Source organism: Allobosea sp. UNC402CLCol, from assembly GCF_000745475.1.
In the GTDB taxonomy this organism is placed as follows: domain Bacteria; phylum Pseudomonadota; class Alphaproteobacteria; order Rhizobiales; family Beijerinckiaceae; genus Allobosea; species Allobosea spartocytisi.
Genome location: NZ_JQJJ01000004.1, coordinates 44,985 through 58,846, shown reverse-complemented (window position 1 = coordinate 58,846; position 13,862 = coordinate 44,985). Strand labels below are relative to the sequence as shown.

The 13,862-nt window shown below is 67.8% G+C and carries 12 protein-coding genes; 3 read left to right on the top strand and 9 right to left on the bottom strand.

Annotated elements, in window-relative coordinates; all coding sequences use genetic code 11:
- The 4 genes from GY40_RS01725 to tesB form a co-directional block, all read right to left on the bottom strand.
- Positions 1-1,624: DNA translocase FtsK (locus tag GY40_RS01725; protein WP_248311074.1), on the bottom strand; the 1,624-nt coding region annotated here is incomplete at its 3' end.
- Positions 1,625-1,836: 212 nt separating this feature from the next.
- Positions 1,837-3,195, bottom strand: a complete 1,359-nt coding sequence (locus GY40_RS01720; protein WP_038358179.1) for an ammonium transporter — start codon at positions 3,193-3,195, stop codon at positions 1,837-1,839.
- Between the two features lie 28 nt (positions 3,196-3,223).
- Entirely contained in the window at positions 3,224-3,562 is a 339-nt protein-coding gene (locus tag GY40_RS01715) for a P-II family nitrogen regulator (RefSeq protein ID WP_038358178.1), read from the bottom strand.
- 238 nt (positions 3,563-3,800) lie between these two features.
- Positions 3,801-4,670 carry an acyl-CoA thioesterase II gene (tesB, locus tag GY40_RS01710; RefSeq protein ID WP_038358177.1) on the bottom strand — a complete coding sequence of 290 codons (870 nt, stop codon included), beginning with the start codon at positions 4,668-4,670 and terminating at the stop codon, positions 3,801-3,803.
- 223 nt (positions 4,671-4,893) lie between these two features.
- Here tesB and GY40_RS01705 point away from each other — a divergent pair, with 223 nt between their 5' ends.
- Positions 4,894-6,141 carry a ubiquinone biosynthesis hydroxylase gene (locus GY40_RS01705; RefSeq protein ID WP_038358175.1) on the top strand — a complete coding sequence of 416 codons (1,248 nt, stop codon included), beginning with the start codon at positions 4,894-4,896 and terminating at the stop codon, positions 6,139-6,141.
- A gap of 10 nt (positions 6,142-6,151) precedes the next feature.
- Here GY40_RS01705 and GY40_RS01700 read toward each other — a convergent pair whose 3' ends face one another.
- The 4 genes from GY40_RS01700 to GY40_RS01685 form a co-directional block, all read right to left on the bottom strand.
- On the bottom strand, positions 6,152-6,457 hold the full coding sequence (locus GY40_RS01700) for a type II toxin-antitoxin system RelE/ParE family toxin (RefSeq protein ID WP_038358173.1): 306 nt from the start codon (positions 6,455-6,457) through the stop codon (positions 6,152-6,154).
- Positions 6,454-6,723 (bottom strand): CopG family ribbon-helix-helix protein, encoded by a 270-nt coding sequence (locus GY40_RS01695; RefSeq protein WP_038358171.1) that lies wholly within the window; start codon positions 6,721-6,723, stop codon positions 6,454-6,456. Before GY40_RS01695 ends, GY40_RS01700 begins: the two co-directional genes overlap by 4 nt.
- A gap of 65 nt (positions 6,724-6,788) precedes the next feature.
- Positions 6,789-6,986, bottom strand: a complete 198-nt coding sequence (locus tag GY40_RS01690; protein ID WP_038358169.1) for a Trm112 family protein — start codon at positions 6,984-6,986, stop codon at positions 6,789-6,791.
- Positions 6,987-6,995: 9 nt separating this feature from the next.
- On the bottom strand, positions 6,996-11,759 hold the full coding sequence (locus GY40_RS01685) for an NAD-glutamate dehydrogenase (RefSeq protein ID WP_248311073.1): 4,764 nt from the start codon (positions 11,757-11,759) through the stop codon (positions 6,996-6,998).
- A gap of 260 nt (positions 11,760-12,019) precedes the next feature.
- Here GY40_RS01685 and GY40_RS01680 point away from each other — a divergent pair, with 260 nt between their 5' ends.
- Complete coding sequence (locus GY40_RS01680; RefSeq protein ID WP_197062687.1) at positions 12,020-12,568, top strand: peroxidase-related enzyme; 549 nt, start codon at positions 12,020-12,022, stop codon at positions 12,566-12,568.
- A 328-nt stretch (positions 12,569-12,896) separates the two neighbouring features.
- Complete coding sequence (locus tag GY40_RS01675; protein ID WP_038358163.1) at positions 12,897-13,265, top strand: DUF2794 domain-containing protein; 369 nt, start codon at positions 12,897-12,899, stop codon at positions 13,263-13,265.
- A 2-nt stretch (positions 13,266-13,267) separates the two neighbouring features.
- Here GY40_RS01675 and GY40_RS01670 read toward each other — a convergent pair whose 3' ends face one another.
- Entirely contained in the window at positions 13,268-13,804 is a 537-nt protein-coding gene (locus GY40_RS01670) for a GNAT family N-acetyltransferase (RefSeq protein ID WP_038358161.1), read from the bottom strand.
- Positions 13,805-13,862: the final 58 nt, after the last annotated feature.

The following is a 13,862-nucleotide window of genomic DNA, read 5'->3' as shown; positions in this document are numbered from 1 at the left end:
TGACGACGGGGGTGAGCAGATGCGGGATGCCGTCATAGACGGAGAGCTCGAGCATCTTGGGATCGACCATGATCAGCCGGCACTCCTCCGGCTTCAGCCGGTAGAGGATCGACAGGATCATGGTGTTGATCGCGACGGACTTGCCCGAGCCGGTGGTGCCGGCGACGAGCAGATGCGGCATGCGGGCGAGATCGGCGATCACCGGCTCGCCGCCGATGGTCTTGCCGAGGCAGAGCGCCAGCTTGTGCTTGGTCGCCTCGAAATCCTGGCTGGCGAGGAGCTCGCGCAGGAAGACGGTCTCGCGCTTGGCGTTGGGCAGTTCGATGCCGATGGCGTTCTTGCCCTGCACCACCGCCACGCGCGCCGAGACCGCGCTCATCGAACGCGCGATGTCGTCCGCCAGCGAAATCACCCGCGACGACTTCGTGCCAGGCGCAGGCTCAAGCTCGTAAAGCGTCACCACAGGGCCGGGGCGGACCTGCGTGATCTCGCCGCGCACGCCGAAATCCTCCAGCACGCCTTCGAGCAGGGTCGCGTTCTGTTCCAGCGCGTCCGTCGAGACAGTGTTGGCGAGCGATTTCTTCGGCTCGGCCAGATAGGTCAGCGGCGGCAACTCGAAGGAATCGCGCTCGAGAAAGGAGGGTTGGGCCTCCCGCTGCATGCGCTTGCCGGGCTTGGGCGCGGGAGCGGGGGCGGCGACGCGCGGAGCGTTGAGGTCGCGCAGGTCCTGCGCGTCGTCGATGTCGAAGGGCGGATCGTCGTCGACGTCGCGGGAAGCCGCCGCGCGCGTGCCCGGCAGCGGTGCCGGATCGAAATTCGGCAGGGGCTGACGCGGCGCGGGACCGGCGCCGAATTGCGGCTCGCGGCGGACGCGGCCGGCGCCGGCCTGCGGCGCGGGGCCGGTGTCGACGGCGGGCTCGGGCGGGTGGGGCAGGCGGCGCAGGATCGCCGCACGGAGCGCCATCGCACCATGGGCGAGCCAGCCGATCAGGATGACGGCGATGCCGGGCTCCTCGTCGCCGCGCTCCTCACCATCGGAGAGGCCGTCATCGGCCTCGTCGTCGAGGGCCGGATCCTCGTCATGGACGAAGCCGAAGCCGGCGGCGGCGGTGACGGCGAGAATGGCGATGCCGGCATAAAGGAAGCCGACGAGGCTCGCGACGGCGCCTCCGGCGATGCCTGCGATGTTGCGGGTGCCGAAGAGCAGCCCGTCGCCGATGACGCCGCCCATGCCGGTCGGCAGCGGCCAGCGCGGCGTCGCCGGCAGGGCGCTGGCGACGGCGGCAGCGGCGGCGACGCCAACGACCCAGAGGCCGAGCTTGAGCGCGCCGCGGTCGAAGAGGTGGAAGCGGACCAGCCGCAATGCCCAGATCATCGGCGGGAAGAGCAGGGCGATGACGCCGAGCCCGACGAGCTGCATCAGCAGGTCGGCGATCATGGCGCCCGGACGGCCGAGCCAGTTGCGGACCGCGCCATTGGTGGCGTTGTTGAGGCTCGGATCATTGGCCGACCAGCTCGCGAGGGCCAAGGCGACGACCGCCATCAGCGCGAGCAGCCCCAGCCCGGTCAGCTCGGCGGCGCGGCGCGACAGGAACTCCCGCACCGGATCGGGCAGGCGGTCCATAAGCGATCGGGAGCGGCGGATGGTGCGCATGCGGCTTCGAGTCGTATTCCGGGCTTTGGGCCGCATCATGCCGGCCATATCCTCCACGTTAGGAAGCTGTGGTTAAGGCCCGCTTAACCTTGAAGCACGTCGATCTTGCGGCAGTGCACAGACATGAAAAAACCCCGGCGTTTTCCGCCGGGGTCGGTTTCACGTGAATCGCTGAGCGATGATCACATGTTGTAGGCGCGCTCGCCATGCTCGGCGATGTCGAGGCCCTCGCGCTCCTGATCGGGCGTGACGCGCAGGCCGACGACGACATCGACGATCTTGTAGAGGATGAAGGAGCCGACGCCGCACCAGATGACGGCGACGGCGACGGCGACGAACTGCTTCCAGACCTGCGCGCCCATGGCGTAGTCGGCGACGCCGACGCCGCCGAGTGCCGGGGCGACGAAGATGCCGGTGCCGATCGAGCCGATGATGCCGCCGACGCCGTGGACGCCGAAGACATCGAGCGAGTCGTCATAGCCGAGCGCGTTCTTCACCGTGGTGCAGAAGAAGAAGCAGACGATGCCCGCGACGGCGCCGAGCACGATCGCGCCCATCGGCCCGATGAGGCCGGCGGCCGGGGTGACGGCGACGAGGCCGGCGACGATGCCCGAGAGCATGCCGAGCAGCGAGGGCTTGCCCTTGACGATCCACTCGATGAAGAGCCAGCCGAGACCCGCTCCGGCCGTGGCCGTGAAGGTGTTGATCATGGCGAGCGCGGCGCCGCCGGTGGCCTCGAGATTGGAGCCGGCATTGAAGCCGAACCAGCCGACCCACAGGACTGCGGTGCCGATGAAGGTCATCGTCAGCGAGTGCGGCGACATCAGCTCCTTGCCGTAGCCGATGCGCTTGCCGACCAGGAGCGCGCCCACCAGCGCCGCGATACCGGCATTGATGTGGACGACCGTGCCGCCGGCGAAGTCGAGCGCGCCGAGGGTGAAGAGGTAACCCTCCGAGAACCAGACCATATGGGCCATCGGGAAGTAGACGAAGGTGCCCCAGAGGATGACGAAGAGGATCATCGCGGAGAACTTCATGCGCTCGACCAGTCCGCCGACGATCAGGGCGGGCGTGATCATCGCGAAGGTCATCTGGAAGCAGATGAAGACGTATTCAGGGATCACGACGCCCTTGGTGAAGGTGTCGGAGGTGGAATCCGGCGTCACGCCGGCGAGGAAGGCCTTGGAGAAGGAGCCGATGAAGCTCGTCAGCGAACCGCCCGAAGTGAAGGCGAGGCTGTAGCCGTAGATCACCCAGACGATGCACATGATCGCGGCGATCGCCGTGATCTGCGTCATCACCGAGAGCATGTTCTTGGTCCGGGAGAGGCCGCCATAGAACAGCGCCAGCCCCGGCAGCGTCATGAAGAGGACGAGGAGCGAGGACACCAGCATCCAGGCGGTGTCGCCCTTATTGGGCACGGCCGCGGCGGCGGCCGCCGGCGCCTCGGGAGCCGCCGTCTGGGCCAGGGCCGCGCCGGCGCAGAGCGCGGCGAGCGTGAGGCCGGTCAGCCCGGCCCGCAGGGAAGTCCTGAAATTCATTGCTTGAAACTCCTGAAGGGTCGGGGGCTCATAGGGCGTCGCCGTCGGTCTCGCCGGTGCGGATGCGCACCGCCTTCTCGATCGAGGAGACGAAGATCTTGCCGTCACCGATCTGGCCGGTACGGGCGGCGGCGGTGATCGCCTCGATCACCTTGCCGACGAGCTCGTCGGCGACAGCCACCTCGATCTTGATCTTGGGCAGGAAGCTCACGGCGTATTCGGCGCCGCGGTAGATCTCGGTATGACCCTTCTGCCGGCCATAGCCCTTCACTTCAGTCACTGTCAGGCCGTGCACGCCGATGGCGGTGAGCCCGTCGCGCACCTCCTCCAGCTTGAACGGCTTGATGATCGCCATCACGATTTTCATCTGCTGGGTTTCCCCTTTACGCCGCCTGGTCGTCAGCCCCGGCGAACTCGTTGCGCCTCGCCCGCCCTGCGATGCGCAGTGCGACGCAGCGCATAATTCAAGGGACGTGCCAAAGCGCTCCGCGGGCCGGCGTCAGCCTCCGGGCGGGGGAATCAGGCGCAGATCAGCCGAAAATCGAATCCGGTATGCCTATTCGATAGGCGTTTGCTTTCTTGTTATGCAATTGCCTGAAAAGGCGTCAGGCGCGATCCGGCCGTGGGCGGATCAGGCCTTCCTGCGCCACGGAGGCCACCAGCCGCCCCTCGCGGTCGAAGACGAGGCCGCGCGAGAAGCCGCGCGCGCCCGAGGTCGAGGGGCTGTCCTGCGCATAGAGCAGCCATTCATCGGCGCGGAAGGGGCGGTGGAACCAGAGTGCGTGGTCGAGGCTCGCGCCCTGGATCTTCTGGTCGAAAACGGTCGTGCCATGCGCGATGAGGCTGGAATCGAGCAGCATGAGGTCCGAGGCGTAGGCGAGAACGCTGCGATGCAGGGCCGGCTCGTCGGGCAGGGTCTCCATCGCCCGGATCCAGACGTTGAACTTCGGCTCCATCTTGCCGCCGGTGCGGTAGCGCTCGAGCTCGACGGGGCGGATCTCGATCGGCCGCTTGCGCTGGTAATAGGCCTGCACCGCATCCGGCATATGTGGCAGCACGGTCTTCGCCATCTCCTCGCGATCCGGCAAGTCCTCGGGCATCGGGACGTCCGGCATCGGCATCTGGTGCTCGTAGCCGGGTTCGTCGACCTGGAAGGAGGCCGACATGGCGAAGATCGCCTCGCCCTTCTGGATGGCGAGCACGCGCCGCGTCGTGAAGGAGCGGCCGTCGCGCAGGCGGTCGACTTCATAGACGATCGGCATTTCGGGATCGCCGGGCAGCAGGAAATAGGCGTGCAGCGAATGCGGTTGGCGGTCTTCCACGGTCTTGCAGGCGGCATAGAGCGACTGCGCGATCACCTGGCCGCCGAAGACGCGCGGCCAGGTCGACTTCGGGCTGCGACCGCGGAACAGATTGCTTTCGAGCTGTTCGAGGTCGAGGATCGCCGTCAGGGAAGCGCTGATCTGCTGTGACATGAGGCCGTATCGCGGTCGGGTTGACGTTGGCGTCGGCGGCCCGCAGAGGAACAGCCGGGTTTACCCGCATCAGCACCGAGGCGGCTTGCCTCGTCAAGCGGGCCGCTGTGGCATCGGGCCGAAAAGTGGAAACCACTTTTCGGAGGAATCCGATGCGATAACAAATGGATGGATCACGGTTATCGCGTCCGGCAGGACGCGCGGCGATCCAGGGAGAAGCAGAATGGCCGTCGTGCCGGACGCAAGCATGCGCATCGTCATCGCCGGTGGCGGCATCGCCGGATTGAGTCTGGCGCTCGCCTTGAAGCAGGCGCTCGGAGCGGGCTTCGCGGTGGTGCTGGCCGATCCGGGGTTGAACGCCGCTCCCAAGCCCGACAACCGCGCCTATGCGGTGGCGGCGGGCGCCCGCTCGATGCTGGAGACGCTCGGCGTCTGGGAAGCGGTCTCCGGCCACGCCCAGGCGATGATGGAGATGGTGATCTCGGACAGCCGGACGAACGATGCCGTCCGGCCCGTCTTCCTCACCTTCGACGGCGAGGTCGAGCCCGGCCAGCCTTTCGCTCATATGGTCGAGAATGCCGCGCTGGTGGCGGAGCTGAAGGCCGCCTGCGAGCGGGCCGGGGTCGATCTGAGGCCGGTCGGCGTGCGCGGTTTCGCCGTCGAGGACGAGGCTGTCGCGATCACCTTCGCCGATGGTGCCGAGGACAAGGCGGCGCTGCTGGTTGCGGCCGATGGCGCCCGCTCGCGGCTGCGCGAGCAGGCCGGGATCGGCTGGGTCGGCTGGAATTATCCGCAATCCGGCATCGTCGCGACGATCGGCCATGAGCGGCCGCATCACGGCAGGGCGGTCGAGCACTTCCTGCCTTCGGGGCCCTTCGCCATCCTGCCACTCACGGACGGCGGCAGGCTCGGCCACCGCTCCTCGATCGTCTGGACGGAAAGGACCGGGAACGTCGCGCCGCTGCTGTCGCTCGATGCGCAGGACATGTTGGCCGAGATCGAGATGCGCTTCGGGCTCGAGCTCGGCGAGATCACGCTGGAGAGCCCGGTGAGCGCTCATCCGCTCGGCTTCGGCGTGGCGCGGCGCTTCGTCGACCGGCGGTTCGCGCTGCTGGGCGATGCCGCCCATCTCATCCACCCGATCGCGGGACAGGGGCTCAATCTCGGGCTGAAGGATGTCGCGGCGCTGGCAGAGGTCATCGTCGATGCCGCGCGCCTCGGGCTCGATGCCGGCGCGCTCGACGTGCTCGAGGATTACGAGACGGCGCGCCGCTTCGACACGGTCGCGATGGGTGCGGTGACGGACGGGCTCAACCGGCTGTTTTCGAACGATGCGACGCCGCTGCGGCTGGCGCGCGATCTCGGGCTCGGGCTGGTCGATCGGCTGCCGGGGCTGAAGCGCTTCTTCATCCGCGAGGCCGCCGGTGTCGCCGGTGCGCCGCCGCGGCTGTTGCGGGGCGAGACGCTCTGAGCGCGCCCGCTCAGCCTGGCCAGCCCTCATCAGGCCAGTCGCGCGCGGTGTGAATGACGCGCAGGATCGCGACGACCTCGCGGCCGCGCTGGAGCGCGAGCGAATAGGCCAGGATGTAGGGCAGGCGGGGAACCAGTTTCTCGTAGACGCCACTCACGCGTCCCGGCCGTCCGGTCGCGAAATCACCGAGCTCGTTCCCGGCCTGCTCGATTGCATCGACGACCCGCTCAGCCGCGTCGGGGTTGTCTTCGGCGATGTATCGAAGGATATCGAGGTAGTCGCGTCTGGCATCGTCCGACCAGATGACGGGCCTCATCCTCGGCCGGCCTTCCTCAGCCTCGCATCCGCGACGATTTGGCGAGCGTCGGCGGTGACCTGGTCGTGCGCGACGACCCGTCCGGCCTCGACGTCGCCCAAGCCCCGTTTGATCCCCTCGATGATCTCAAGCTCGCGGTCGACATAGGCTGACACCGCCTCGCCCGCGAGGAAGGATTTGCTGCGCCGGGTGTCGGTCGCGATTCGCTCCAGCTTGCGCTTCGTCTCGGCCGAAACCCGAATCGTCATCGTTTCCGTCGCGGCCATCGTTCCTACTCCTGTGTTGTCGTGTGTACATCTTAACACAAGGGAGAGGAGCTAGCGACACAGCTTCAATCCTCCAGCGGGCGAGCCTCTTCCGGCAGCATGATCGGGATGCCGTCGCGGATCGGGTAGGCGAGCTTCGCGGCGCGGCTGATCAGTTCTTGCCTCGCCGCGTCGTATTCCAGCGTGCTCTTGGTCAGCGGGCAGACCAGGATCTCGAGCAGCTTGGGATCGACGCGGGTGGTCGTGTCGGTTTCGTTGGTCATGCGGCTTCCTTAGCTCTTGCGCGGCAGATCGGCCAGCATCCCGGCCGCGACCATCAGCTTCGGCAGGGTGAGGCCCGAGGTGGCGATGGCGTTGATCGTGCTGCGGGTGCGCTCGACATCCTGGCCGCGCTCGGCGAGCCAGCTTTCGAGCGAGCCCTTGCCGCCATCCGAGGAGGCGATCTCCTGCGTCATCTGCGCATGGGCGTCGTCGAGCGTCTCCACGGCCCGTTCGCGGGCGAGACGCTCATAGTCGTCCGTCGCCGGCACCGCCGCCGCGGCCGCCTCGAGATTCGAGAGGCCGAAGAAGGCATCGACGCCGAAATGGATGCGGGCGACATCGCCGATCTTGCGCTTGCTGCGTTCGGCGATGTCGACGATATCCGTCGCCTGGGCGAGCGAGGGCAGGCTGGCGACACGGGTGGCGAGCGCCTCGGGCACGCCCTCGGAGGAGAGGACGGCGATGCGGGCGAGCCGCGCCTGGGCGGCGGCTTCCGGCAGCAGCGCATCGAGCTCGGCCGAGAGATCGGTAACACCCCTGGCGTAATGCGCGATGGTCTGCTCGATCGTGCCGGGCTTGGCCGCGCCGCGCCGCAGGAACCAGCCCATGCGGTCGATGACGAGCTCCTGCGCGGCGGCATAGAGGCCGAGCTGGGTCTTTCCGGGAATCTTCGCATCGAGCGTGTCGATCTCGCTGTTGAGGCCGATGAGATCGAACGAATCGCGCGCGATCGCGTAGGCGGCGGCGATGGCCGGGACCTCCGAACGGGTCAGCGCCGCCAGGATCGGGACCAGCGCCGGCCCGCCGCGATTGACGATGGCGTTGGCGAGCTGGGTCGCGACGATCTCGCGGCGCAGCCTGTGGCCGGCGATCTCGTCCGGATAGGCGTCGCGCAGCGCCTTCGGGAAATAGCGGACCAGTTCGGTGGCGAGATAGGGGTCATCAGGCACGCTCGATTCGAGCAGCGCGTCGTGCAGCGCGAGCTTGGCATAGGCCAGCAGCACGGAGAGTTCCGGCCGCGTCAGCCCCTCGCCGCGCTTCTCGCGCTCGACGAGTTGGGCGTCGCTCGGCAGGAACTCGACGCCGCGGTCGAGCCGGCCGTCCTGCTCCAGCGTCTGCATCAGGAAGCGCAGGCCGGGCGTCGCAGCCACGCCCTTGGCCTCGGTGAGCGAGAGCGCCAGCGTCTGCAGGTAGTTGTTGCGCAGGACGAGCAATCCGACCTCGTCGGTCATCGCGGCGAGCAGCTCGTTGCGCTTCTCCTCCTTGAGGCGGCCGTCCTTCACCGGGTTGGCGAGCGCGATCTTGATGTTGACCTCGACGTCCGAGGTGTTGACGCCGGCGGAGTTGTCGATCGCGTCGGTGTTGAGCTTCACGCCCTTGCGCGCCGCCTCGATGCGGCCGCGCTGGGTCACGCCGAGATTGGCGCCCTCGCCGATGACGCGGGCCCGGAGATCGTTGCCGGCGATGCGGATCGCGTCGTTGGCGCGGTCGCCGACCTGGGCGTCACTCTCGTCCGTGGCGCGGATATAGGTGCCGATGCCGCCGAACCAGAGCAGGTCGACGCGGCTTTTCAGGATCGCGGTCATCAGCTCGGGCGGCGAGACCTCCTTCTTGTCGAGGTCGAGCAGCGCCCGGATCTCGGCCGAGAGAGGGATGCTCTTGGCCTGGCGCGAGAAGATGCCGCCGCCCTTCGAGATCAGGCTCTTGTCGTAGTCCTGCCAGGACGAGCGCGGCAGGGCGAAGAGGCGCTGGCGCTCGGCCAGCGAGCTGGCCGGATCGGGATCGGGATCAAGGAAGATGTCGCGGTGGTCGAAGGCAGCGACGAGCTTGATCTCGGGGGAGAGCAGCATGCCGTTGCCGAAGACGTCGCCCGACATGTCGCCGACGCCGGCGACGGTGAAGGGCGTGGTCTGGATGTCGACATCGACCTCGCGGAAATGGCGCTTGACCGCTTCCCAGGCGCCGCGCGCCGTGATGCCCATGCCCTTGTGGTCATAGCCTTGAGAGCCGCCGGAGGCGAAGGCGTCGCCGAGCCAGTGATGCTTCTCCAGCGAGATCGCGTTGGCGGTGTCGGAGAAGGTCGCCGTGCCCTTGTCGGCGGCGACGACGAGATAGGGGTCGTCGCCGTCATGGCGCACCGTGTCCGGCGGCGGCACGATGGTCTCGCCGTCGAGATTGTCGGTGAGCTCGAGCAGGTTGCGGACGAAGATGCGGTAGCTCTCGGTGCCCTCGGCCAGCCAGGCGGCGCGGTCGGACGCCGGCGGGAGCTGCTTCGGCACGAAGCCGCCCTTGGCGCCGACCGGGACGATCACCGCGTTCTTGACCTGCTGCGCCTTGACCAGGCCGAGCACCTCGGTGCGGAAATCCTGCGGCCGGTCGGACCAGCGCAGGCCGCCGCGCGCGACCTTGCCGAAGCGCAGATGAATGCCCTCGACGCGCGGCGAATAGACGAAGATCTCGTAGAGCGGGCGCGGCAGCGGCAGGCCGTCGACCTGAGCGCAGTCGAATTTGAAGGTGATGGTGCCGCGTGGCTGGCCGTCCGGACCGATCTGGAAGAAGTTGGTGCGCAGCGCGGCATCGACCAGATTGACCAGACGGCGCAGGATGCGGTCCTCGTCGAGGCTGGTGACGGCGTCGAGCGCGCCCTCGATTTCGGCGCGCTTCTGCGCCATGCGCTGCTCGCGCTCCTCCGGCTTGATGCGCGGATCGAACTTAGCGGTGAAATAGCCGACGAGATCGGCGGCGATGCCGGGGTGGCGCGTCAGCGCATCGGCGATGTAGCCCTGCGCATAGGGCGCGCCGACCTGCCGGAGATAGCGCCCGAAGGCGCGCAGCAGCGCGGCTTCCCGCCAGCCGAGGCCGGCGGCGAGCACGAGCTGGTCGAAGCGGTCCGATTCGGCCAGTCCACGGAACTGCGCCATCAGCGCGGCTTCGATGGTCGGGTCGAGATGCTCGATGTCGATCTCGCCGTCGTCGGCGCGCTCCAGCGTCATGTCGTGGAGCCAGACGCGGACGTCCTCGCCCGCGCCGCCATTGCCCTGTGGCAGGACGTTGTAGGTCCGCTCGTTGACGACGCGGAAGCCCATATTCTCCAGCAGCGGGACGCGAGCCGAAAGCGAGATCGCGCCCCCGCGCGAGAACACCTTGAGATTGGCGCGCGTCGCCGCGTCACCCTCGCGGCGGTAGAGATTGACGGCGCGCGGACGCTCGGCCGAGAGCTGCTGCAGCATCTCGATGTCGATCAGTGCATCTGTGGCGGAGAAGCGCTCGCGATAGGCGGCGCCGAAGGCGGCGGCGTAGCGCTCGGCGAGCGCGCGGGCGGCGGGCCCGGCCTTCTCCTGGTCGAGGACGTCCTTCAGCCCGTCGCTCCAGGTGCGGACGATCGCGCCGATGCCGGCTTCGAGCGTGGCGCGGTCGATCCGGGGCGTTTTCCCCTCGTCGCGGCCGATGATGTAATGGGTGCGCGAGAGCGGCCCTTCCGGATAGGCGGGATAGGCGGCCGAGATCCGCCCGTTATAGACGCGGGCGAGGAACTCGCCGACGCGCAGGCGGACATTGGTGTCGTAGCGGTCCTTCGGGATGAAGACGAGGATCGAGACGAAGCGGTCGAACTCATCGACACGGGCGAGCGCCCGGATGCGCGGCCGCTCGGTGAGCTGCAGGATGTCGAGCGCGAACTGCTCCAGCGTCGGCACGTCGATCTGGAAGAGCTCGTCGCGCGGATAGGCATCGAGCACATTGAGCAGGGCGCGGCCGGAATAGCTCGCCGGGTCGAAGCCGATATTCTTGGCGACGCGGGCGACTTTGAGGCGCAGATAGGGGATGGCGCGGGCCGAACCGGTATAGGCGTTCGAGGTCAGCAGGCCGACGATGCGCAATTCGCCATCGAGCCGCCCTTCCGGCGTGAAAAGCTTGACGCCGACATAGTCGAGATGGACGCGCCGGTGGACGCGGCTCTTGACGTTGGCCTTGGTGATGATGAGCGCTTGCGGCCGGGCCAGGAAGGCGCGGATCTCGGGCGTGGTCGTCACCAGCTCGCGGCCGCGGCGCAGCACCTTGACGGCGGGGTCGCGCAGGATGCCGAGGCCGGAGCCCTCGATTGGGTCGGCGGCGACGTCGCCGCCGGGGAAACGATAGGCCCGCGCGCCGAGCAGGGTGAAATTGTCGCCGGCGATCCATTCGAGGAATTGCAGCGCCTCGGCGATTTCGTCCTCGGGCAGCGGCGGCGGATTCGCGCGATAGGCCTGGATGACCTCGGTGATGCGCCCGCGCATCGCCGCCCAGTCGTCGACCGCGAGGCCGACATCGGCATAGACCTGGCCGAGCCCATGCTCGAGACGCTGGCGCGCCTCCGCCGAATCGATCCGATCGAGATGGATATGGATCAGGCTCTCGCGACGGGTTCCTTCCGGCGCCCTGCCTGCCGCCTCGCCGGCGAGCGAGACGAATCGGCCCTTGGCGTCGCGGGCCACGGCCAGGATCGGGTGGGCGACGAGGCGCGGCTCGTAGCCCTGGTCCTGCAATTCCGCCAGCGTCGAATCGAGCAGGAACGGCTTGTTGTCGTTGACGACCTCGAGGATCGTGATCTGGTGCTTGCGGCCATCCGCCTCGAACTCGTCGTCGCGGAAGCGCAGATTGATCGTCTCGGGCTCGCGCGGTTCGGTGAGGTGCTCATAGGCAGCCGCTGCCGCGCGGGCGAGCAGCTCCGGCGGCAGGATTTCGAGATCCTCGGCGACGGAACGGCCGTAGAGCAACCTTGGAAATTCGGCGGGCATGGGCGATTTCAGCCCGGCGGCAGCAGCTTCAATGGCGGCAACCGCCGCGGCCGTGGCATTCGTGACCCGCTTGCCCATGCTCAACCCCCGTTGTTTTGCCGCAGCGATGACATAGGCTGCACGGCCTTTCAACTTTGCCTTGCCCAACAAAGCGGCAAAATTGCTGTTCCCGGACCAAGACAGGACGCACCATGGCGACGAAGCATGACAAACCAAAGGTCGGAGAGGAACCTGCGAAGCAGGATGCTCCGCCGGCCGTGATGGCGCTCTCTCTCGATCCGGGCGCGCTTTCGGCGGAGAATCAAGCTTATTTCGAGAAATGCCAGGAAAAGCTCGGCTTCGTGCCGAATGTGCTGGCGTCCTATGCCCATGACGACGCCAAGCTCTCGGCCTTCGCCGCCTTCTACAACGACCTGATGCTGGCGCCCTCGGGGCTCTCGAAGCTGGAGCGCGAGATGATCGCGGTGGCGGTGTCGAGCGTGAACCGCTGCTATTACTGCCTCACCGCCCATGGTGCCGCGGTGCGCCAGCTCTCGGGCGACCCCGTGCTCGGCGAGCTGATGGTGATGAACTACCGCGCGGCCGCGCTTTCCAGGCGCCATCGCGCCATGCTGGATTTCGCGGTGAAGCTGACCGAGACGCCACATCTGATCGGCGAGGAGGATCGCGCAGGGCTGCGCGAAGCCGGCTTCAGCGAGCGCGACATCTGGGACATCGGCGCGGTGGCGGCCTTCTACAACATGTCGAACCGGATGGCCTCGGCGGTCGATATGCGCCCGAATGCGGACTATCACCGGCAGGCGCGCTGAGGCCCAAAAGAAAACGGCCGGCGCAATGCCAGCCGCTAGTTGGCCTCGACCCGATGGCCCGGCTCCACCGGAACTCCGGGGGGCTGGGGGCTGACAAGCCGGGGCTCAGCAGAACCGGGCCGTCGAGGCAACGACCGTAATTGAGCGGCGCAACTTGGCGGGTCGTTGGCGCGTTGACGGCGAAATTGCGGCATTGCTGACGAAGCCGCGAGGAGCGGCGGCGGGCGATCTCCGCTGCCGGTGCGGTGTCCCTTGCCAGCTCGCTATCGCGGGCGCATCATCGCGGCATGTCGAGTTCGCGTTTCATCCACCGGAGCGGGGAGGCGCCATGAGCGAAAGCGAAACGCCACAATCGCGGCCGGCCGACGCCGTCGTGACTTTTCCGGCGCCGGCACGGCCCACCACCGTCACCTTCGATCGACGCGAGCTTTCCGAACTGCTCAATCTCTATGGCCGCATGGTCGCGGCCGGTGAGTGGCGCGACTACGCCATCGATTTCCTGAAAGATAAGGCGCAGTTCTCGGTCTTCCGCCGTTCCTCCGAAATGCCGCTCTACCGCATCGTGAAGGACCCGGCGCTGGCGCGCCGGCAGGGAGCCTATTCGGTGGTGGCGGCGACGGGGCTGATCCTGAAGCGCGGCTCGGAATTGTCGCGCGTGCTCAGGGTGCTCGACAGGCAGCTCAGCATCGTGAACTGAGGTCAGAAGCCCGGCGGCGAGCGGTCGGCCTCGCCGAGCTCCTTCTGCATCAGCATCTGGTCGAGCCAGCGGCCATGCTTGAAGCCGACCTTCTCGGCGACCCCGATCAGCCGGAAACCCGCCTTCTCATGCAGGCGCCGCGAGCCGATCGAGGCGCCGGTGCCGTCGCCGATGACGGCGATCATCTGGCGGAAGCCACGCTGCGTGCATTCGGCGATCAACGCATCGAGCAGCAGGCTGCCGATCCCGAGCCCCTGCGCGGCGGGCGCGAGGTAGATCGAGTTCTCGACAGTGGCGCGATAGGCCGGGCGGGGGCGGTAGGCCCCGGCATAGGCATAGCCGAGCAGGGCGCCATCGCGCTCGGCGGCGAGATAGGGATAACCGCCGGCCAGGGTCGCTTCGAGGCGGCGCAGCATCTCGGCCTCGCCCGGCGGGTCGAGCTCCCAGGAGGCGGTGCCGTTGCACACCGCATGGGCGTAGATGGCCGCGATGGCGGGAATGTCGACAGGGGCGGCGGGGCGGATCGAAGGCAGTGTCATGCCTGCAGATTGAGCAACGGCCGTGCCAAAACAAATGCCCCGGCCTTGCGGCCGGGGC